This window comes from Simiduia curdlanivorans, assembly GCF_030409605.1.
GTDB lineage: Bacteria > Pseudomonadota > Gammaproteobacteria > Pseudomonadales > Cellvibrionaceae > Simiduia > Simiduia curdlanivorans.
This window is the reverse complement of record NZ_JAUFQG010000006.1, coordinates 770,883-790,581: the sequence shown is the minus strand read 5'-3', so window position 1 is coordinate 790,581 and position 19,699 is coordinate 770,883. Positions and strand designations below refer to the sequence as shown.

The window sequence follows — 19,699 nt, the reverse complement described above, 5'->3', positions numbered from 1 at the left end:
CATTTTTTAACCGATTTTTAGATTTCTCTATAAAAAACAATTGGTTATAGGTTTATGCTTCGCTGGCCTTGCGGGCAAAAAGCGAGGCGAGGGTGTGCTGATGGGTGTTATACAGAGCCGGTACTGAGGCGGGAGTTGACGACTTCGGGGCGTCTAGCACCCCTATTGTAGGGATGCCAAGCTTAGCTTTTAACGCTTTTGAGCTTCTCCATAATTTTGGTGAACTGCTTGCGCACTATGGCGCGATTGGCTTCGAGCAGCTGGGTACGTTGATTGGCTTCATCGCTCATCGCTTTAAGCACTGATTGTTGGCCCGGCGTGGCTTTTTCGCCCACTAGCATGTGCGACTGATCGACGATGTTTTGAATGATGGACTGAGTCTCCTCGCGCTGGTATCGGTACTGTGCTTCGAGGTTAGCGCTAATGGTTTGTAGCATTTCATTAAAGTATTCGTAGTTGTCTAATTGTTTGCTCATGTTCTTTTGCGCAGAGACCTTGGCGGCGAGGTTTGAGCTGAAGCCAAAGATTGTGTGTAAATACTGTTGCTGTAGGTCGTCGATGGTTTGGCTGTTGCCTTTTTGTTTAAGAATGGCTCGTGCGTTTCTGAAGTGGATGGCTATGTGCTGCTTTTTAACTTGCACCTCGTCGCCCGGTTCAAATTCCATCCGCTCGATGAATTGTTTATCCTCTTTGGTGAGTTTGCCCATGGCGGCGATGTCGACATTATTGCCTTTTACCGTCAGGCGAATGAGGGATTCAAAACCGAGTTCCGATATGGCGTGTTGCAATACAGTAATTAAATCCTCGAGCGATCCCGATTCAATGGCGTTGGTCATGAACTGACTCAAAAACTCCGAGCTTAGGTTGTTATGTTTCTGCAATTTAACGCCGGATTCAATCTCGCGTTGGGTATTTTGGTCTTTAATGTTTTCTAATATTTCCTCATCGGGTTTATCTTTATAATGTTTTTGCAATTCTTCGCGTTGATCTTGTAGTTTTTTTAAGTCTGAATACAGGGTTTCCACTTCGCTCTCAAGTATTTTTATGCAGCCTTCTGACTCCATAAGGGCGCGTTTAAGTTTTTCTAACTCTGCTCGTTTATTACTATCGGCTGCTGAATCGCCAGTTAATTCTGCTTCAAGTGCTGCGATAGTAGTCTCCATCGAGAGAATAGACTTACGCTGATCGAATATGGTTTTTTGCAGGCCGTCGATATTCTTTCTGCTCTGTGTTCCTATGTTTTGTGTGTCGGCTATTAAATCCTCAAATATGTTGTCCTTGGAGTTGGCGTCGTCTTTCGACGCGCGGATAACGCTAAGTAGCGTTTGGCTTTGCTTGTCATTGGGGTTGCCGGCATTGATGGCATCATCTACGTAGGCGAGCCGTTTTTTTGCGTCGTTCAGGTCCTTTTGCAGTTTGGCGGATTCGTGTTCCATCTTATAGAGCATGCGCTCGTACTCCGCCACGCGAGCTTCTAGGTTAGTTGTGTTCTTCTCCTCTTTTAATATAGAGGTGAGCTTCTGGGTGTGTTGTCTTTGCTGTTCTATGTGTCTGAATAGGTTGTCGCTACTGCTGGCAGCTTTGCTGGCTGTTTGGTGGCTGAGATCCACGCCGCGGGAAAACTTTAGCATGTAGCCAGGCTGATTTTTTGTCGCGCTGGCGATTGCACGGGGTTGGCTTTTTAGCCAATCTTTGTCGCCCAGCTTTTCCAGCCGCTCTCTGAGTAATTTTTCCTTTTCGCGTAGCTCTAGATTTTCCATGCCGGTGCGCTTGGCCTCGGTTGAGAGCATGCCAACTAGCTTGGTAATTTCCTCGTTCAGTATTTGCCAATAGTCCTTGCTATTGATCGGTTGTTTGAGCGCTCTTCGCTCGGCGTTTAGATAGGCACAGCGCACGCTGGTAACCAGTGGTGTCAGGGCGAGTTCGGTGCCCAGCTCTGTTTCGGACAGTGAGCGCGTGCGTTTGAGTTGACCGACGAAATAGGCGATAACATTGAGATCAACGGCGGTTTCGGCGCCGGTATCCGAGGCTGCGGGGTTTAATCGCTTTGCAAGGCGCGTGAGGCGTTGCTTGAGGCGGTAAATCATATAGCCGCAAAAGCAACTCACAAACACGAGTTCGGCAATGATAATGATGTAGATGGTTTCAGACATCTAACCGTCCGCAGTCCGTGTGGGCTTGTTCGTCAGTGAGTTTGAGCGTGACAGCTCAACTTGATGAGCATGTTCCAAAGTCTAGTGCTTGCATCCGTCTTGCGCCAGTTTGGCGCTTAGTCTTCTACCCATTGCCAGCGCAGAGGTTGGCCGAAGTCGTCGTATATCATTTTTTTGCGCGGTTTTGTGGCGCGCTTGTGAGGTTTGCTCGGTGATTTGGCATGGCGCCTTGCTTCGATTGCGGTGACCACGTTTTGTACAGGGGTGCGAGTCTGTTGTTCTCTATCGAAGTTAATGGGCAGGGGCGGGGTGGTGGTTGGCTCGCGGCCGCTGATGCCTCTAGGAATGCTGTTAACGGCGCCACCCTCGCCGATAAAGGCGTTAATTTGCTCGTTAATCTCATCCCGTATCTGGGCTTTGGTTTTCAGTGGCTTCATGGTGCTTTCAATTAAAGGCATTCAACGGGTTAGGGTAGTACAGCTAGGGGGTCTGATACAACGCCGGCCGATAGGTTTAGCTTGAATCGAGGGGTGTAGCTCGGGTCAATGCTTTTTTGAAAATGACTTTCTTTGGTAAGGCTGGGTCTTTAGCAGTGGCAAGGGGGGGATGAGTATTGCTAAATTAGCCGCTGACCTGAAATGGAGAGGGTGTTCAGTGTGATAAAGCTAGCGGTAACGGATGCAGAAATCTTGTCGTGTTTTCCGGTATTGGTGCAGTTGCGGCCGAAACTCGTGCGGGGGCGATTTCTTAAGCAGGTGCGTCAGATGCAGACCGAGGGCTTTCAGATGGCCTTCCTGCAGGATGAAGGGCGCGTTGTTGCGGTGGCCGGCTTTCGGGTGTCGAGCAATCTTTTTATGGGTAAGAACTTATACGTGGACGACTTGATTACCGATGCCGAGCATCGGTCCAAGGGCTATGGCGAGGAGATGATTGCTTGGCTAGAGGCTTTTGCTCGGGTTCAGGGCTGCCTGGTGTTGCACCTCGACAGTGGGACCCAGCGTCAACAGGCCCATAAATTCTATTTTGCCCAAGGCTTTCCAATTACCAGCTTTCATTTTTCTAAGCCACTAGTTGATTGATTTTATAGCGTTTTTTCCATGTTTATCCGAGCAGACAGGGCTAGACCGCGGCTTGACCCCCGCGTTTCCGGCAGCTGGCGGGGCTTTCCCTCGCGCGGCGGGTATTTATTGTTGCCGCGCCTGTGGCCGGCTGGGATAATGCGCCCTTTTGTTAAAATCTAAGGTTGTGCCAAGGTGCAGGTGAAGACTAATTGGTTAGCGTTACCCCTGGTCGGCTTGGGCCTGATTGTATTTTTCCTGTGCGCGCATTTGATGCTGGCGCCCTTTATCGGCCTTGGCGTCGATGAGGCGCATTATGCGCTCTATGGTCAACGTCCTGACTGGAGTTACTTTGATCACCCGCCCATGGTGGGTTGGTTACATTGGCTGGGTTTGCAGTTTGGCCAATCCGAGTTCTTTGTGCGTTTGCCGGCGATGCTGTTGTGGCCGCTCATCTTGTTGCAAGTTTGGCTATTGAGCCGGGCTTGGTATGGCGATACCCGGGTTGCCAATATTGCCGTCGCTTTATTGGTGTTCTCTCCGCTCGTTGTAGTCTTAGGTTTTGGCTTGGTGCCCGATACGCCATTAATTTTGGTGTCGCTGCTCTTGGCTCAGCTGGTTGCCCGCATTGAGCGTGCCGATGGCAAGGAGCTAGGTCACTGGCTCGGATTAGGCGTGTTGTTAGGTTTGGCCGGGTTAAGCAAATACACGGCTGTTTTTTTAGCTCTCGCCTTGTTGGTCGTGTTGATTTGGCATCAGCGCTTGTATTGGTTGGCCCGGCCCGGTCCATGGCTGGCGGTAGTGCTGGCCGCCGCGGTTGTATTTCCGGTGTTTTACTGGAACTGGAGCAACGACTGGTTATCTTTCACCTATCAGTTTAACCATGGTGCTAAAGGCGATTGGTCTGCGCTCGACTCCCTGCGCTACGCGTTCATTTTATTGCTGAGTTTTGGCCCTCTGTTGGTATTGGCTGCTACTTTGAGTACTTGGCGCGCGAAGGCCGTAGGCGTTTTTACGGTGGCGCAAAAGGTCGTGTTGCTAACGGCAGCGCTGTTGCTCGTTATCGCTTTGTGGTCTGCCGGCAACGGTGAAGATCTACCCCACTGGACGGTGATGAGTTGGGTGCTCTTGAGCCCCTTTGCCGCTAGCTGGTTGCTGACCCGTTGGGCTGTATCGCGCTGGCCCATGAAGTGTTTACTCGGCGTTAGCGGGCTGATTTCAGCCTTGACGACTTTCTTGCTGTGGCTGTTATTAATTGCGCCACCCCTGTCAAGTGCACCGCAACTGGCCCAAGCGGTTCGCGATCTGCACGGTTGGCCCGAGGTTTCGGCACGAGCTTTGGCGCTTAAAGGTGCGATGCCTGAAGGTGCGCAGTTGTGGGTGACGAATTGGACGATCGCCAGTCGAATCGCCTGGTATACACAAGAGCCTGTGCAAGTGCTGAGTAGCAAGCCGAGCCAATTTTTACTTTGGTGGGGCGAGCCGAAAGCACCGGCACTGTTGGTTCGGGTTGAAAAGCGTGCACCCTCATCAGCGCTGGTGAATGCGCCGGCAGGCGTGAGCTGTAGTTTGTTGGATACGCTCGATTTTACTATGGATGGTGTAACGGTTAATTATTTTATGTTTTACCAATGCCAATAAAATCAAATAAGAAGGTTCGCTTTTGAATACTTACTCATTGAGTCCCGAGAATTTGTTCGGGTTGCTTGCACCACCTAGGCCTTTGCCCCGTCAGGTGAAATTGGAAAATGCACTGCTTGTGTGCGCCCTCATTTTTATAGCCTTGGGTTTTGCACTTTTCAGTGTCCAAGCGTGGAATCAAATTGTTTTTTTGCAACTGAACCACGGGTTTAGGGTGATTCCTGCAGATGGCCGGGCCTTTCTCACCGTGCTAGGCGACGGGTCGATTGCCGCGTGTTTGGCGCTTGCGGTTTTTATCCGCAACCCTCGGGCACTGGCTTACATTTTTTTAGCAGCGCTACTCGCCGGTATTTTTGTTCAGGCGCCAAAGTTTTTATTCGATGCAGCGCGGCCACCGGCGGTGTTGGATTTGCAGACTTTCTCTATTGTGGGCAAGGGGATTAAAGCGCATAGCTTTCCCTCCGGGCACAGTGCCTCGGCAGTGTTGGCGGCGACCGTGGTGGCGTTATTTTGCCAGCGCTTGTGGTTGTCGTTAATCGTACTTGGTGTAGGGTTTGCGGCGGCATTATCGCGTATTGCCGTTGGCGTACATTGGCCAGCCGATGTGTTAGTGGGCAGCGCCATTGGCCTTTTTATTGGTGTTTTTATTGTTCGTTTAATTGGTTATGAGCGTGTACAGATTCCTCGCTGGGGCCAGGCGTTGTTGATCATCGGCCTGGCAGCAGTCAGCATCAATGGTTTTTTACACGATACCAGTTACGAGCAATTTGTTGGCGTAACCGCGATTCGCTGGGTTTCCTCGGGTTTAGTGGCCGGTGTCGGTTTGTATTGGCTCTCCATACTTGCTTGGCCGCTGGCTGAATGGTTAACACAAAAACTATTTAAGGAATCGGCGGGTAAATCCTTAACCCGCGTGTTTAAATTTGGCATGGTTGGCGGCAGTGGCTTCGTGGTGGATATGAGTCTTTATGCGCTGTTCCATTCAGTATTTGGTTTGAACCTGTTGGTCGCACGCTCTATTGCTTACTGGCTAACCTCTAGCTGGAATTGGTATTTGAATCGCATTTTCACCTTCAAGGATGCTGACAATGGCCGCAAACGCGATCAGTGGGCGAAATATTTGATTATGTGTTTGATTAGTTTTGTGCCAAGCATGGGTACGTTTTACGGCTTGACCCACTATTTCGCATTTTTTATGGAGCATAGCCAGATCGCACTGATTGCCGGTGTGGTTGCAGGCGCGCTGTTTAATTACGTGGTGGCGGGCTTTTTAATATTTAAGGTGTACGGTCAAGAAAACGAAGAGAGTAGAGCATAATGAAAGTAGATACGATGCGAAAAATTGACCGCTGGGCCGGTGTCCCGCTGTGCTTTCTTCTGTCTCTTTGGTTTAAATTGTGGCAGTTGTTATTTAAGCCAAAAGCTGTGCCAGCAAAGAATGTGTTGTTTCTGGAGCTCTCTGAAATGGGCAGTGCAATTATTGCAGACCCCGCTTTGCGTTACGTGAAAGAGCAAGAAGGTGCGCAGGTTTTCTTTGCGATTTTCAAAAAAAACGTGGGTAGCTTACATCTCCTGAATACTATCGATGAAAAAAACTTATTCACCTTTTGCGAAGATAACTTGTTTACCTTGGTTGTGGATACTTTCAGATTCATGTTGTGGTGCCGGAAAAATAAGATTGATACCGTTGTGGATATGGAAATGTTTTCTAGGGTGTCTGCGCTCCTGTCTCGTATTTCCGGCGCGGTTAATTTAATTGGTTTTGTGGCTTATCACAGTGAAGGCTTGTACCGCGGTAATTTTTTAACCCGCCCAGTCGTGTATAACGCTCATCATCACATTGCAAAAAATTTCATGGCGCTGTCTCATACTGCTATGTCGCAAGAGGAGCAGCTGCCTTTCTGCAAATCATTAATTAAAGATGAGGATATTGTACTTGCTCAGGCGCCTCGGGATGAGTCGGCTATTGCGCGCGTACACGCTACCCTAACGGCACTCTATGGCGATTATCGCGTCGGTCAGCGCGTGGTGTTGATTAATCCCAATGCCAGCGACCTACTACCTCAGCGCCGCTGGCCAGCGGAGCATTTTAAAGTCGTAATTGATAACCTCTTAGCTCGCTATGACGACATTCTAGTGGTAATCACCGGTGCGCCAGCTGAATTTCCTGGTGCACAGGCTCTGTGTCAATCTGTCGCCAATTCACGCTGTGTAAACTCGGCGGGTAAATTTGCTTTTAAAGACTTGGTGCCGCTGTATTTTGTCGCCGATATGATGCTGACAAATGATTCTGGCCCTGGTCATTTTTCTGCAGTAACACCGCTGCGCAGTTTTGTTATCTTCGGCCCGGAAACCCCGGCGCTGTACAGCTCGTTGGGTAACTCCTCAGCCTTATATTTAGGTTTGGCGTGCTCGCCCTGTGTGAGCGCGGCGAATCACCGTAAAACCGATTGCGTGGATAACCGCTGTGTTAAAGATTTGCTACCAGAGCTAGCACTTGCGGATATTTACCCGCATTTAGATAAAATTGTTTCAGCCCAATAAATAGGGGAAATCTATGCGTCTTTTACATACCATGTTGCGGGTGGGTAACTTAAACAAGTCAATTGCCTTTTATACTGATGTTATGGGCATGACGCTGATCCGTCAGCACGATTATCCCGATGGTAAGTTTACCTTGGCTTTTCTGGGCTACGGCGACGAGAAATCAAATACCGTGCTGGAGCTAACCCATAATTGGGATACTGAAAGCTATGAGCTGGGTACTGGCTTTGGTCATTTAGCCATCGAGGTGCCCGATGTCTACGCCGCCTGCGAGCGCATCCGCGCTGCAGGTGGCAAAGTTGTGCGCGAGCCTGGGCCAATGAAACATGGCTCTACTATTTTGGCTTTTGTCGAAGATCCGGATGGCTATAAATTAGAATTACTTTCACCTAAGTAAATGCATCTGCCTGTTAAACGCCGAGCTTTTATGCTCGGCTTTTTTATCGCAAGGGTTTCTGCGATGAATGGTTGAAACTTTTGCCCACTGCTGTGTCTAAGTGTTGAGGCGGTTGCATCGCTCCGCCATTGGAGATGCCTATGACTTGTTATAGTGCGGCGAATTTTAGTCGTTGGTTTAATGATAGTGGTAGTCAGAGCCAAGGCGATGATTATCTAGAGCGTATTGTACTACCGACGGCAAAGTTGTCGGCGTTATTTGGCGGCGTTGATGCAGCGAGCATATCTGGTTTACTGCATCGTTGTTATTTGAAAGTCCTGCGCCCGGGTGAATGCGTCTACCGTAGTGGCGATTTGCCCGACGCGGTCTATTTATTAATTTCCGGCAGGGTGCGCCTTTCTGTTGCCACGGCTTTATCATCCACGGTTAAGGAAGATCTCGGTGCGGGGGCAACTTTTGGCGATACCGCGCTGCTCGGTATTCAGCCGCACAGTGACACGGCAACCTGCCTGGAAATGGCTGAGGTCCTCGCGTTATCGAGCCACACCTTTACTGAGCTCCAAACTCAGAACCCTGCACTCTTTACGATTTTACTTTTAAATATGTCGCGCGATATTAGCCGTCGGCTTATCCAGCACGACCATCTATACCGCGAGTTTACCGGCCATTTAGCGCCTTAGTCTGAGTGGCTTTTGCCCCGGTCTCTAGGTCTCAGCGTGGTCTAAGGTCTCCCTTTCTGGTAGAATCTGCGCCCTTTCAGCGGGTGCGGTTTGCTTTTTAGATCATTTTACTGGTTTAGTCATTTAGCTGGTTTCCGTTATTTCATTGAAGTGCGCGCTTATTAATCCTTTTATTAAACTTAGTGCCATTGATCTGCTGCTAGGCTACAACTTACGTTATTTGGGGTAATCCATGTTCAATCTTATTAATGGCGCTCAGTCGAACGTCAAGAACGACCTGTTGTCTGGCATGACAGTCGCGTTGGCGTTGGTGCCGGAGGCCGTGGCCTTTGCCTTCGTTGCCGGTGTCGAGCCCATGGTCGGACTCTATGCGGCGTTTATGATGGGGCTTTTGACCGCCGTGTTTGGTGGCCGGCCAGGTATGATCTCGGGCGCGACCGGTGCCACTGCCGTGGTGATGGTGTCGCTGGTGGCCGAGCATGGCGTTCAATATTTATTTGCCATGGTGGTGTTGGCAGGCTTGCTGCAAATATTAGCTGGGGTGCTGAAACTGGGTAAGTTTATTCGCATGGTGCCATACCCGGTTATGTTGGGCTTCGTTAATGGCTTGGCCATTGTGATTTTCCTCGCGCAAATGGGGCAATTCATGCTTAAAGGCGACGATGGCAACATGCATTGGCTGCAAGGTGAGATGCTTTACACCATGGGCATTTTGATTGCGCTGACCATGGCAATTATGCACTTCCTGCCGAAACTGACCCAAGCGGTGCCGGCGGGTTTGGTCGCCATTATTGCCGTAACGCTCGCGGTGCTGGGGTTGGATTTGGAAGCCCGCACGGTCATTGATTTTGTTCGCGACATGCTGCCCGCGGAAGAGGCTGCAACGGCGACCTTGAAAGGCGAATTGCCTAGCTTCGCCATTCCGTCTGTTCCCTTCACCTGGGATACCTTGGTGATCATTTTTCCCTACGCCATTATTATTGCCGCTATTGGCTTGATTGAGTCATTGCTGACCTTGTCACTGATTGATGAAATTACCGATACCCGAGGCAGTGGTAATCGCGAGTGCTTAGGCCAAGGCATTGCTAACACCGTTAATGGCTTTTTCGGTGGCATGGGCGGTTGTGCGATGATCGGTCAGAGTATGATTAACATTAATTCCGGCGGCCGTGGCCGACTCTCCGGTATTACCGCTGCCGTTGTATTGTTATTGTTTATTTTATTTGGTGCGCAATACATCGAAATGATTCCATTGGCCGCTTTGGTGGGCATTATGTTTATGGTCGTGCTCGGTACCTTTGAGTGGTCGTCACTGCGTATTATTCGGAAAATTCCGCGCTCAGACGCGTTAATTTTAATTTTAGTGTCCGCAATTACCGTGGTATTCGACTTGGCTATTGCCGTTGTGGCTGGCGTAATCGTTTCGGCACTGGTATTCGCTTGGCAGCATGCCAAACACATTCACGTACATACATATATTGATCAACAGGGCTACAAGGTCTATGAGTTGCGCGGGCCTATCTTTTTCGGTTCGGTGGCAAACTTCAAAGAGTTATTCAATCCGGCGGCAGACCCAGAGCATGTGGTGATTGAATTTCAGCGCTCTCGTGTTGCAGATCACTCAGCCATTGAGGCCATTGATTCGTTGGCGGAAAAATACCGCGCAGCCGGTAAAACCTTGCATTTAAGGCATCTCAGCAAAGATTGCATCTCGCTCTTGCATCAGGCTGGGAACCTCTGCGAGGTCAATGTATTGGAAGATCCTAACTATAAGGTTGCTACCAACGACGTGTAATGTTTTAAAAAAAGCCGGCTCGCTGGCTTTTTTATTGTCAGTTTTTAAGGGTGTTGAATGTGAAGCCAGATGTTTTAAGGCGCTTATTGAATTGGTACGGGCCTTATTTGGGCGCCGGGGTAAAAGTCACCTATATGGCGAAAGACTGGCGCGAGTGTCATGTCGAGTTGAAGCTGCGTTGGTATAACAAAAATTATATGGGCTCACATTTCGGTGGTAGCTTGTACTCCATGGTCGATCCGCAATATATGTTAATGCTGATCAAACTGCTGGGGCCGGATTATATTGTTTGGGATAAGGCGGCACACATTGAGTACGTGAAACCTGGCCGATCTCGAGTGCGTGCCAAGATGTTGGTAAGCGATGAGGCCCTCGCTGAAATACGCCGGCAAACAGACAGTGGTGATAAATATCTTCCCCAGTTTTCAATCGATGTGATCGATGAGCAGGGAGTGCTGGTTGCCAAGGTTTTGAAGACGTTATATGTTCGACGCAAGCCAGCTAAGTGAAGTGATTGCGATAGACCTTAGCGACCAACCTTGCCGATCAATTTTCCGTTGGAGTCAGCATGTCTATGAATGCTAAATGGTGTTTTTTCCTGTTGCTGTTTTCTTGTGCGAGCTGCGCCGTTGATGCCGAGCAAGATGTAGTCAGGCAAATTGCCACCTCCGTGGCTGCGGATAAAGCCTATGGCATTCAGTTGTTAGAGCGAGCGGTTAACATCAATAGCGGTACCGATAACCTCGCTGGCGTGAAAGCCGTGGCCGATGTGTTCGCGCCGGAATTTGAAGCACTCGGCTTTCAGGTTACATGGTTGGATGGCAGTGGTTTTAATCGAGCCGGGCACTTAGTTGCAGAATACGGCAAGGTTGGCCCGAAAATATTGCTAATCGGGCACTTGGATACGGTATTTGCGCAAGACAGCGAGTTTCAACGTTTTCAGGTGGTCGATGAACGCTATGTTCGCGGCCCTGGCATCACCGACATGAAAGGCGGTGATGTGGTGATGTTGCTGGCGCTTAAGGCCTTGAAAACCGCCGGCCTGCTCGATCAATTGCAGATACGGGTGCTATTAACGGGCGATGAGGAAAGCCGCGGCACGCCCATGGTGTTAGCGACCCAGGCGCTAGTTGAAGCTGGTGATTGGGCGGATATAGCCTTGGGTTTCGAAGATGGCGATAGCAACCCGGAAACGGCCGTGATTGCGCGTCGCAGCGCGGCAAACTGGCGTCTTTCCGTGCAGGGGCGACCCGCGCACTCGTCGCAAATCTTCCAGCCTGGCATGGGCGACGGCGCCATTTTTGAAATGGCGCGGGTGTTGAATGCCTTTCGGGAGGCTCTGTCTGGTCAGGCTTTACTGACCTTCAACCCCGGCGTTGTGGTTGCCGGCACCGATATTGATCTGGCGGACGATGGACGAGGTAAGGCATTCGGCAAAGCCAATGTCATCGCCGCCAGCGCTAAGGTCAGTGGCGATTTACGGGCCATTTCGGCCGAGCAGCAACAACAGGCTTGGGCCGCTATGGCCAAGATTGCTGCCGCTAGCTTGCCTCACACTAAAACCGTCTTTAGCTACGAAGACCGCTACCCGCCCATGGCGCCCACTGAGGGTAACAAGCAATTGTTGGCACTATATAGTCAGGCCAGCGAAGATCTTGGCTATGGGCCAGTGCGCGCTGTTGATCCGCGCAAGGCGGGTGCAGCTGATATTTCATTTGTAGCAGGGCGGGTTGATATGGCGCTGGATGGTTTGGGTTTAATGGGCGCTGGTGGCCATACTGATCAGGAAACGGCGGATATGAACACCTTGGTGAGTCAGGCCGCTAGGGCGGCGTTACTGATGGCTCGGCTAGCGGACGTTAAATAGAGAGGTTAGCGGGGTGGGTTTGTGCAAACGCACTAATTTGTCTTTATTTGTGCGTTTGTTTTCGTTATGCTAAGGGCTCATCTGATTAATGGGAGCTTGCCATGTCCGCTTTGCAGAAAAATCAGCCAGACCCCTCCGCGGTGCTGTGTAAAGCTTTGTTGAATACCCAGCAAGCGCTGGGTTTAACGAATGAAGAGTTGGGGCGGGTTATCGGGAAAGACCGAACCACCATTGGCCGGATTTTTGATAAGGGTGTGCTGGCGCCTACCACTAAGGAGGGTGAGCTGGCCTTATTGCTGGTGCGCGTGTATCGAGGGCTTTTTGCCCTTGTGGGCGGCAGCCATAGTCAAATGCTACATTGGCTCAATACCGTGAACCTACATTTAAATGATAAGCCGCGGGATATGCTGGTCAGTGTGCAAGGGCTGGTATCGGTGGTGTCGTATTTGGATGCTATGCGCGGGCGTGTTTAATGGATGTATGGAATTTGGTGCAAGGAGCACAGTCTGTTGGCCCGCTGACCGCGGAATTAATCAGGGTTGTTGAATCTCAAGAAAGTATTGCAACGCTGTCTCTAGTCGATGGGCTAGAGGAGCAGCAAGTGCTTGAGGCGTTACTTGAGAATTCCAAACCCGGCAAGCTGAACTCGAAGTTACATTATTTATTGGCCAGTCCCTTTCGCTATCCTCCGTTAAAGTGGGGTAGCCGATTCGGTGGTACACACGAGCCTTCATTATTCTATGGCTCGCTCAACATTGAAACGGCGTTTGCCGAATGTGCTTTTTATCGTTTTGTTTTTTTAAGCGGTCTTAGCGAACCCTTCGCCAAAGCTGTTGTTTCTCAGCACACAAGTTTTAACGTGCGCGCACACGGCAACCGCGGTATTAATTTAGCCATAGCACCCTTTTCGCAATACAGTGCCGCATTGCGCTCGGCCAATAGCTATAAGGTTGCGCAACAGTTAGGCGCTGCCATGCGCGCAGACGGTGTGCAGATATTTGTTTATTTATCGGCTCGTGATAATCGCCCGAGTGCGTTAAATGGCGGCGTGTTTGACTCGGCGGTTTTCGCGGCGAGTCAACCCCAAAAATTCCAAGCTTGGACTTGTCATGCGTCAACTGATTCGGTGCGATATTTGGCCGGCCTAGGTTTAGTTCAAGGCCGTCAGTCCTATGAATTTTTTCGGCAAGATTTTCTCGTGGATGGAAAACTGCCTACGCCGGCACCTTAAGGCCGCGCTGACTTATTGAATGGCTTTAGAAATTTCTAGAATTTTTGCATCCCATTTGTAGCCCATGCGTTTAGACGCGTCGATATTCAGGGCAATGCCGGGCAAGCCTTCATCGTCGTAAATAAATAACACCACGCCGCTTTTTGCGAGATTAAGATCGTTGCTGATGGTTAATGCCTTGATTCCTTTGGCATAGGCCATTGTTTTCTCTAGCTGCTTATTGGTATTTATGTAAATAATGTTGGGTGTTTTTTGGCTGGGAGCGGTATCTTGCCATACCTGTGTCAATGTCATTTTTCCGACTTTAGTGCCTACTTTTGAGCTTAAGTATTTCGCAAGACTCGGGTCATTAATAACTAAAATATTGAGTGTATTAGACGTGTCAGAACTCGCCTCAAGCTGCATCAGTTTAAGTATAATCGCGCCAGTCATTTGCGTGGGTAAGGGTTTCGCATGGGCCAAGGGTATCAATAGCAAACTTATAAGTGCGACTGCCAGTATTTGCACTGCGTTAGCGTAAAAGTACTTACTCATGACTAGAATTCTGCGCCCATACTAAACGTAAATATGGGCTTGTTGACCTGAACAAGCATCGAATTCTCAAAGCCATCGGCATCGATACTGAAATCATTGCCGCTTGACGCGCTTTCCACTCCCGGCATCAAATAATTTTCTGACAAAATGTTTTCGACTTTCAAACCTAAGCGCCATTGATTTATCGCCAATGTTAGGTTTCCGTCTAGCTTAAAAAAAGCCTTCGCCTGAATATTTTGATCACGCAACGGGTTTTCTGAATAGAGCTCGCGCGCCGACACCCAATTGCCGCGAAGGTTAAAATTCCAATGTTGCTGAATGGGAAGATTGACGATAAGGGTGACCTTATGGGGGGCAATATCACCCTGAGTATCATAGTCGTCGACCCAGATGCCTTGGCCATTGTCGAATTGCTGCTCGGCTAATGCGCGGGTATAGGTGTAATAGAATTTTCCGGTGATATCGGCGGAATTGCTGATTGGGTTTCCGAGGCGAATATCGCCACGGTATTCAAAGCCATGAATATCCCTGCCGCCGACATTTTCCGAGCCGGCAATGACATTAGTGTATTGCGCAGCATAGAGCGATAAATCGTGCAGAGCATATTTGCCCTGATGTATGGTAATAAACTCCAAGTTGCGCGCCTTTTCCGGCGCCAATGTTTGGTTAGCGTCGCGGCCGTTGTACTCGCCATAAAGTTCTTTGGGCGAGGGTTCTTGAAATGCTTCGCCGTAAATAAGTTTAAATGTCGTGGCCGCGGTATGGTGGTAAATGGCTGCGATACGAGGATTAATGTCACTGCCATATTCGCTGTTATTGTCCCAGCGCACACCGGCATTGACGCGCCATTTGCCTATATCGTAAATGAATTGACCAAAAACACCTTGGTCGATGGTGTCGATTTGGTTACTCTTTGGTGTTGTCCTCTCACCGACCGAGGGTGACATAGGGCTGGGGTTGAGTGAGCTAATATCTGCCGCGTTAACCACGCCGCTGCCATCGGAGGACATGCCATCGCTCGAATTTTCAGCCTGGGCTGGGCAGAGACCAAGGCCATCAAAATAATTACAAATAAGGTAGAGCTTGGCGAGTCGTTTTTGTTCATATTTAATGCCCAAGCTGACGGAAAGGTTTTCATCAACAGCGTGGTCTATCTGTTGTTCGAAGCGCCATGCGGAGCTGAAGTTATTCCACTTGGAAAAGCTAACGTCGGTATCGAAGGATTCAATCCAATCGCCGCCCACGCGATTTTCGCGATAGACGAGGTCTGTCGATAGCATGGTCTGGTCGTTGAGATTGGTTTTATTGTTTAAAAATGCTTGCCCAGAGGTGTGCACCCAATGGGCATTCGGCTGCCCATCGGCGAAGGAGTAGTAGGGGCCGTAGGCTTCATCTGTAGCCCAATAGGTGCCGCCTAGTGTCCAGTTTTTAATATTGATCTCAGCAAAAATACTGCGATTGTCTGAGGGGTCATAGTAGGTGCCAACGGCCTTGCCTCTGACTTTTTCGCCATCTTGTACTTGACCATCGACATTGACATCCCCGGCTGGGCTAAGGTTGCCCGTTGCTGGGTCTGTGCCTAGGCCTATACCATTACCCCAAATGTCGGGGTCTGATAGGAGAGCTGGGTTTGTGTAACCCCATTGGCTATAGTCGCTAATATCTGGCTCGTCGCTGCTAAAAAGGCGCCCCCCTAGGCTGAAGCCAATATCGCCATAATTGCCACGTAAACTCAGATCCAGTGCGCGGCTATCGAAGCTGCCGGTATATAAAGTTGCCGCCATTGTCGTACTGTTGGGTTCAGTATCGGCAGCGCTTTTTGTGATGATATTGATAACACCGAGGAAGGCATTGGGGCCGTATACAGCAGCGGACGGGCCATACAGAACTTCAACTCGCTCAATACTGTTGATTGGATATTGACGAGACAGTTGCGCAGACTGATTCCAAAGGTGGTTGTCGACTCGACCATTAATTAAGACTAAGGTTCGCTGGGTCCAGGGCGTGCGATAGCCCCGTTGATAGGCGACGACCTGCATGGTGCCATTTGTCACCACTGTGTCGAAGCCCGGTAAATCGAGTACTAAATCATCGAGACTGTCGTAACCGCTCCGGTCAATTTGCTGGGCTGTCACTACCACCATAGCAGCGGGTGCATCCCTGAGCGTTTCAGAAACGGCCGATCCTGTTTTGGTACTCTCATGCAGGGCCGTGCGCTGGCCTAGCAACTCGTCGAGTGACATGTCATCCAAATCGTTGTTCGACTGGGCCTGTGCTGCTGTTCCCCAGATGAACGTTGCTAAGGCGAGGGGCAGGGGCGTAATGAGCTGTGATTTCATCAGGTAAAGTGTCTAGCCTTCAACTAATCTGTAGTGTAGTCGCAAAGTGAGCATTTTGAGCTCGTTAAGAGTGTCAACCCTTTAGAATCGCTGGTCAAATTTTAATCGCCAAGTGGATTCAATTGGGTTGCAGTGCTTGGGTATGGGTTCATATTAAACAATAGACGTACATTATCCTCTATGAATTTTTATATAGAGGCATGAGGTAAGCGATGATGATAAGGGGGGAAAATTGACGCGTAGCCACAGCATCAGTCGTATGAGCTTTGGTCTATTTGTTGCCGCTGTGGTGCTTGTGGTACCGCTAATGGTGCTTGTCTATCTCTATCTCACCGAACTGAATCGGGAGATAAAGCTGCTTGATAGACAAATCTCCAGCGTTCGCGTCATGCAGCAATTTGTCGCACTGCAAATTAACCTAACCGATGAATACTATGGCCGCTTCTACCCAAGCAACGAAGCGCTACAGCAATTTTCAGAACCGGATGAACCTCTTGATACCGATCGATCGAGAGCCGAGCCCATCGCGCTCATGACCACCCAGTTCACCGAGCTTGAGCAGGAGCTAAATCGCCATTTCAAAGAGGATTTTAGTGCCTGGCCGATTGTTAGGTCGCAGTTGACTAGGGCATGGGAAAACGAAGTTTGGCCCAGTTGTTTCAAAAAACTACAAATAATCGATGCGCCCATAAGTGATTTCGTCAACGATCTCTTTATGGCATCTAATCTAGGTCTGTCCAGCTCTGAGCAGATACGCACGGCCGCGCACCTGTTGTTCGTGGGCATCGGAAAATCTAAATTTTCTTTGTTTGACGTATCTGAACAACTAGCTCAGTTAGTATTTTTGCCGCCTAAAGAGAGTATTGACGAGGAAATTCTTGCCTTAGATAGCGCGATTGAGAAACTCTATAGCGTGCCCTTAAGTCAGCGTGCGATGCAGGCACTAGGTGACAGTGAATTTTTATCCGGTGAGGCAGTCGTGCAAGATTTACAGTTTAATGATTTGTTAGAAATGTCTAAACGGTTGCTAGAAAAGAAACGCCGCTTTGTGTTTATCGACGCGCTAGAGAGCGAGATGAGCGATATGGGCTTGGCTGTTGAGGTGGAAACCTTAAGAGGCTTAGTTTGGGATAGGTTTAATAGCCATAACCGCGTGCAAATTCAATTGGCGCGGCTTTTAGAGCAGGAGTTAAATATAGAGCGAGACTCGGTATCGGATTGGCGCGCCTTAGTGTTGTTGGTAGCGCTATCTTTAACTGCGTTTGGCGTTGTCTTAGGCACGTACATTATAACGAATATTCGAATTGCTCAAGAGCAGTTGGGCAGCCAAAATATCTCGCTTGAGGAAACGGTTAAATCCAGAACCAAAGAAATTGTAACAGCGAAAAATGAAGCGGAAAAGCTTAATAAAATTCTTGGTAAACAAACGCAGTTATCCAGTGAGCTGGCCAGAAAGGCTGAGATGGCCAATTCTGCCAAAAGCCTTTTCCTCGCAGCTATGAGTCATGAAATAAGAACGCCACTCAATGCTGTTCTAGGTGGCGCAAATGTTCTAGCGAAATCTGACTTAAATCCAAGACAGAGAAGCATCCTAAATTTGATATCTCAGTCGGGCAAAACATTATTGGATTTGATCAATGAAATCTTAGATTTCTCTAAAATCGAAGCCGATCAGCTGCATCTGGAATCAGTTCCATTTGATCTCGAGTTGTGTGTTGTTGATGTGGTTTCCATGTTTTCGCTAAAAGCGAAAGAGAAAGACATCTACTTGCGTTTATTCGTTGATTCTAAAGTTGAGGGTTTGTGGGTTGGTGATTCGCTAAGGATTAAGCAGATTGTTATCAATTTATTAAGTAATGCAATTAAGTTTACCCATATTGGTGGCGTTAGTGTCAAAGTTTCTTTGAGCGAAAGCGGTGACCTAGTGATTGGTGTTCACGATACCGGTATCGGGGTAAAGTCTGATCAGTTGAAGAACTTGTTTGAGGCCTTTGTGCAAAGTGACAGTTCGACGACAAGGAAGTATGGCGGCACCGGTCTAGGTTTGTCTATTAGTAAGCGTTTGGCGGTTTTACACGGCGGAGATATTTCGGTAGAAAGTGCATTGGGCCGAGGTTCCAGTTTTCTATTGTCGTTACCGTTGGAGCGATCTGGAGCGCCAGTGGCTGTTGACCAGCTAACAGGCGTGGAAGTTTTCTTATTGAGCGGCAACCCCGAGCTCGAGCGCCAGCTCCGTCAGTGGTGTAGTCATTTACAGGTTTTTGAGGATGTTAATCAATTAGTCCTCTATTTAGATGAGTTGCATGATGAAAATAATAAGAGAATCGTTATCGTTGCAGAAAGCTCAGCATTAATACATCACCATGATCAATGGGTTCAAGAGGTTGCACATCGCGATGTAAAACATCTGGAATTTCCTTGGGTGCTGTTGACCAGTCAGGATGCTATTGATTGTGACGAGTCTTTAAAAGTGGCCGAAGCGCTACAGGCATTGGATGCCAATATTCAGATGCCGTTGCTGAGTAGAGGCTTGTTGATAAGGCAGGCTATAAAGCGAGCTTATAAAGACCCGAACAGTAGCCACGAAAATTGGATGGGAGGCAGTTCGGCTCCGCCGGCTCAATACTACAGTGGCCGGGTCCTACTTGTTGAAGACGTCGATTTCAATCGAATAATTGCTAGAGAGTTATTGGAATCTTTTGGTTTGGTTGTTGAGTGCGTTGAAAACGGTGTGCAAGCGGTGGACTTTATGGAGGGCATCTATCAACTGCCTGGTAAGGGTGAGTTGCCAATTAAACTAATTCTCATGGATTTGCATATGCCTGAGATGAATGGGCTTGATGCAACGCGTCGGATTCGGGAAATTGAACGGCTTATGTGTTTGCCACCTATCTCTATTGTTGCGATGACAGCTGACGTATTAGTGGAGACCAGAGAGGATATCGTACTGGCGGGCATGAACGGCTACCTACCTAAACCCTTTGAAGAGTCCGATCTGCACGAAGTTTTATCGACATATTTCAGTGTGGTAGATGTTGATGCCAAACCTGCAGCGTCAATGGCATCTACCTCTATTATTGAAAGCGTTGGAGCTGAGTCTGATGTTTTTGATCACGATGCCTTATCCAGGCGATTGCGGGGCCGAACCGATAGAGTGGCGGAGTTGGCAGCGTCATTTTTAAGCGGCCTTCCGGACGCGGTTAAAAAAATTAAAGCGTTGCTCGCCGATGAGAATTACCAAGGCTTGATCTTTGCGGCGCACACGCTTAAAGGTTCGGCGGCAAATCTTGGCGCTCTACAATTGCAACAAGCCTCGGCGGGAATAGAGCGCCTAGGAAAAAAATTGGCGTCAGAGTCAAACGAGCAAGATTTAACAGCATTGCAGGCGATTGTCGACGGGCTCCCAGCAAAGGTGATCGCGCTTGAGTCAGAAATAAACAGCTACATCAGCAGTTTGTAA

16 protein-coding genes are annotated in these 19,699 nt (G+C 49.1%); 12 read left to right on the top strand and 4 right to left on the bottom strand.

The features are described from left to right. Positions 1–182: 182 nt before the first annotated feature. Complete coding sequence (locus QWY82_RS17280) at positions 183–2,153, bottom strand: coiled-coil domain-containing protein (RefSeq protein WP_290264856.1); 1,971 nt, start codon at positions 2,151–2,153, stop codon at positions 183–185. Positions 2,154–2,269: 116 nt separating this feature from the next. Then, positions 2,270–2,590, bottom strand: a complete 321-nt coding sequence (locus QWY82_RS17275) for a hypothetical protein (protein WP_290264855.1) — start codon at positions 2,588–2,590, stop codon at positions 2,270–2,272. Between the two features lie 219 nt (positions 2,591–2,809). Between QWY82_RS17275 and QWY82_RS17270 the strand changes: the two genes are divergently transcribed. The 11 genes from QWY82_RS17270 to QWY82_RS17220 all read left to right on the top strand — a co-directional run bounded on the left by QWY82_RS17270 (position 2,810) and on the right by QWY82_RS17220 (position 13,366). Further along, positions 2,810–3,232: a GNAT family N-acetyltransferase gene (locus QWY82_RS17270; protein WP_290264854.1), complete on the top strand. Its 423-nt coding sequence runs from the start codon at positions 2,810–2,812 to the stop codon at positions 3,230–3,232. 180 nt (positions 3,233–3,412) lie between these two features. Further along, positions 3,413–4,852: a glycosyltransferase family 39 protein gene (locus QWY82_RS17265; RefSeq protein WP_290264853.1), complete on the top strand. Its 1,440-nt coding sequence runs from the start codon at positions 3,413–3,415 to the stop codon at positions 4,850–4,852. Between the two features lie 22 nt (positions 4,853–4,874). After that, entirely contained in the window at positions 4,875–6,170 is a 1,296-nt protein-coding gene (locus tag QWY82_RS17260; protein ID WP_290264852.1) for a phosphatase PAP2 family protein, read from the top strand. Next, positions 6,170–7,396 (top strand): glycosyltransferase family 9 protein, encoded by a 1,227-nt coding sequence (locus QWY82_RS17255; RefSeq protein WP_290264851.1) that lies wholly within the window; start codon positions 6,170–6,172, stop codon positions 7,394–7,396. Before QWY82_RS17260 ends, QWY82_RS17255 begins: the two co-directional genes overlap by 1 nt. Positions 7,397–7,409: 13 nt before the next feature. Continuing rightward, complete coding sequence (gloA, locus tag QWY82_RS17250) at positions 7,410–7,793, top strand: lactoylglutathione lyase (RefSeq protein WP_290264850.1); 384 nt, start codon at positions 7,410–7,412, stop codon at positions 7,791–7,793. A gap of 140 nt (positions 7,794–7,933) precedes the next feature. After that, positions 7,934–8,473, top strand: a complete 540-nt coding sequence (locus tag QWY82_RS17245) for a cyclic nucleotide-binding domain-containing protein (RefSeq protein ID WP_290264849.1) — start codon at positions 7,934–7,936, stop codon at positions 8,471–8,473. Between the two features lie 232 nt (positions 8,474–8,705). Continuing rightward, complete coding sequence (locus QWY82_RS17240; RefSeq protein ID WP_290264848.1) at positions 8,706–10,268, top strand: SulP family inorganic anion transporter; 1,563 nt, start codon at positions 8,706–8,708, stop codon at positions 10,266–10,268. A gap of 59 nt (positions 10,269–10,327) precedes the next feature. After that, on the top strand, positions 10,328–10,777 hold the full coding sequence (locus tag QWY82_RS17235) for a DUF4442 domain-containing protein (RefSeq protein ID WP_290264847.1): 450 nt from the start codon (positions 10,328–10,330) through the stop codon (positions 10,775–10,777). A 59-nt stretch (positions 10,778–10,836) separates the two neighbouring features. Beyond that, positions 10,837–12,135, top strand: a complete 1,299-nt coding sequence (locus QWY82_RS17230) for a M20/M25/M40 family metallo-hydrolase (protein ID WP_290264846.1) — start codon at positions 10,837–10,839, stop codon at positions 12,133–12,135. Between the two features lie 101 nt (positions 12,136–12,236). Next, a complete protein-coding gene (locus QWY82_RS17225) occupies positions 12,237–12,608 on the top strand; it encodes an MbcA/ParS/Xre antitoxin family protein (RefSeq protein ID WP_290264845.1) in 372 nt (123 codons plus the stop codon). Further along, positions 12,608–13,366: an RES family NAD+ phosphorylase gene (locus QWY82_RS17220; protein WP_290264844.1), complete on the top strand. Its 759-nt coding sequence runs from the start codon at positions 12,608–12,610 to the stop codon at positions 13,364–13,366. Before QWY82_RS17225 ends, QWY82_RS17220 begins: the two co-directional genes overlap by 1 nt. A gap of 12 nt (positions 13,367–13,378) precedes the next feature. Here QWY82_RS17220 and QWY82_RS17215 read toward each other — a convergent pair whose 3' ends face one another. Both QWY82_RS17215 and QWY82_RS17210 read right to left on the bottom strand, forming a co-directional pair. Beyond that, positions 13,379–13,900 (bottom strand): YfiR family protein, encoded by a 522-nt coding sequence (locus QWY82_RS17215; RefSeq protein WP_290264843.1) that lies wholly within the window; start codon positions 13,898–13,900, stop codon positions 13,379–13,381. 2 nt (positions 13,901–13,902) lie between these two features. Continuing rightward, positions 13,903–16,239 carry a TonB-dependent receptor plug domain-containing protein gene (locus QWY82_RS17210; RefSeq protein WP_290264842.1) on the bottom strand — a complete coding sequence of 779 codons (2,337 nt, stop codon included), beginning with the start codon at positions 16,237–16,239 and terminating at the stop codon, positions 13,903–13,905. Positions 16,240–16,471: 232 nt separating this feature from the next. On the opposite strand from QWY82_RS17210, the gene QWY82_RS17205 reads away from it, so the two are divergent. Next, a complete protein-coding gene (locus QWY82_RS17205; RefSeq protein WP_290264841.1) occupies positions 16,472–19,699 on the top strand; it encodes a hybrid sensor histidine kinase/response regulator in 3,228 nt (1,075 codons plus the stop codon).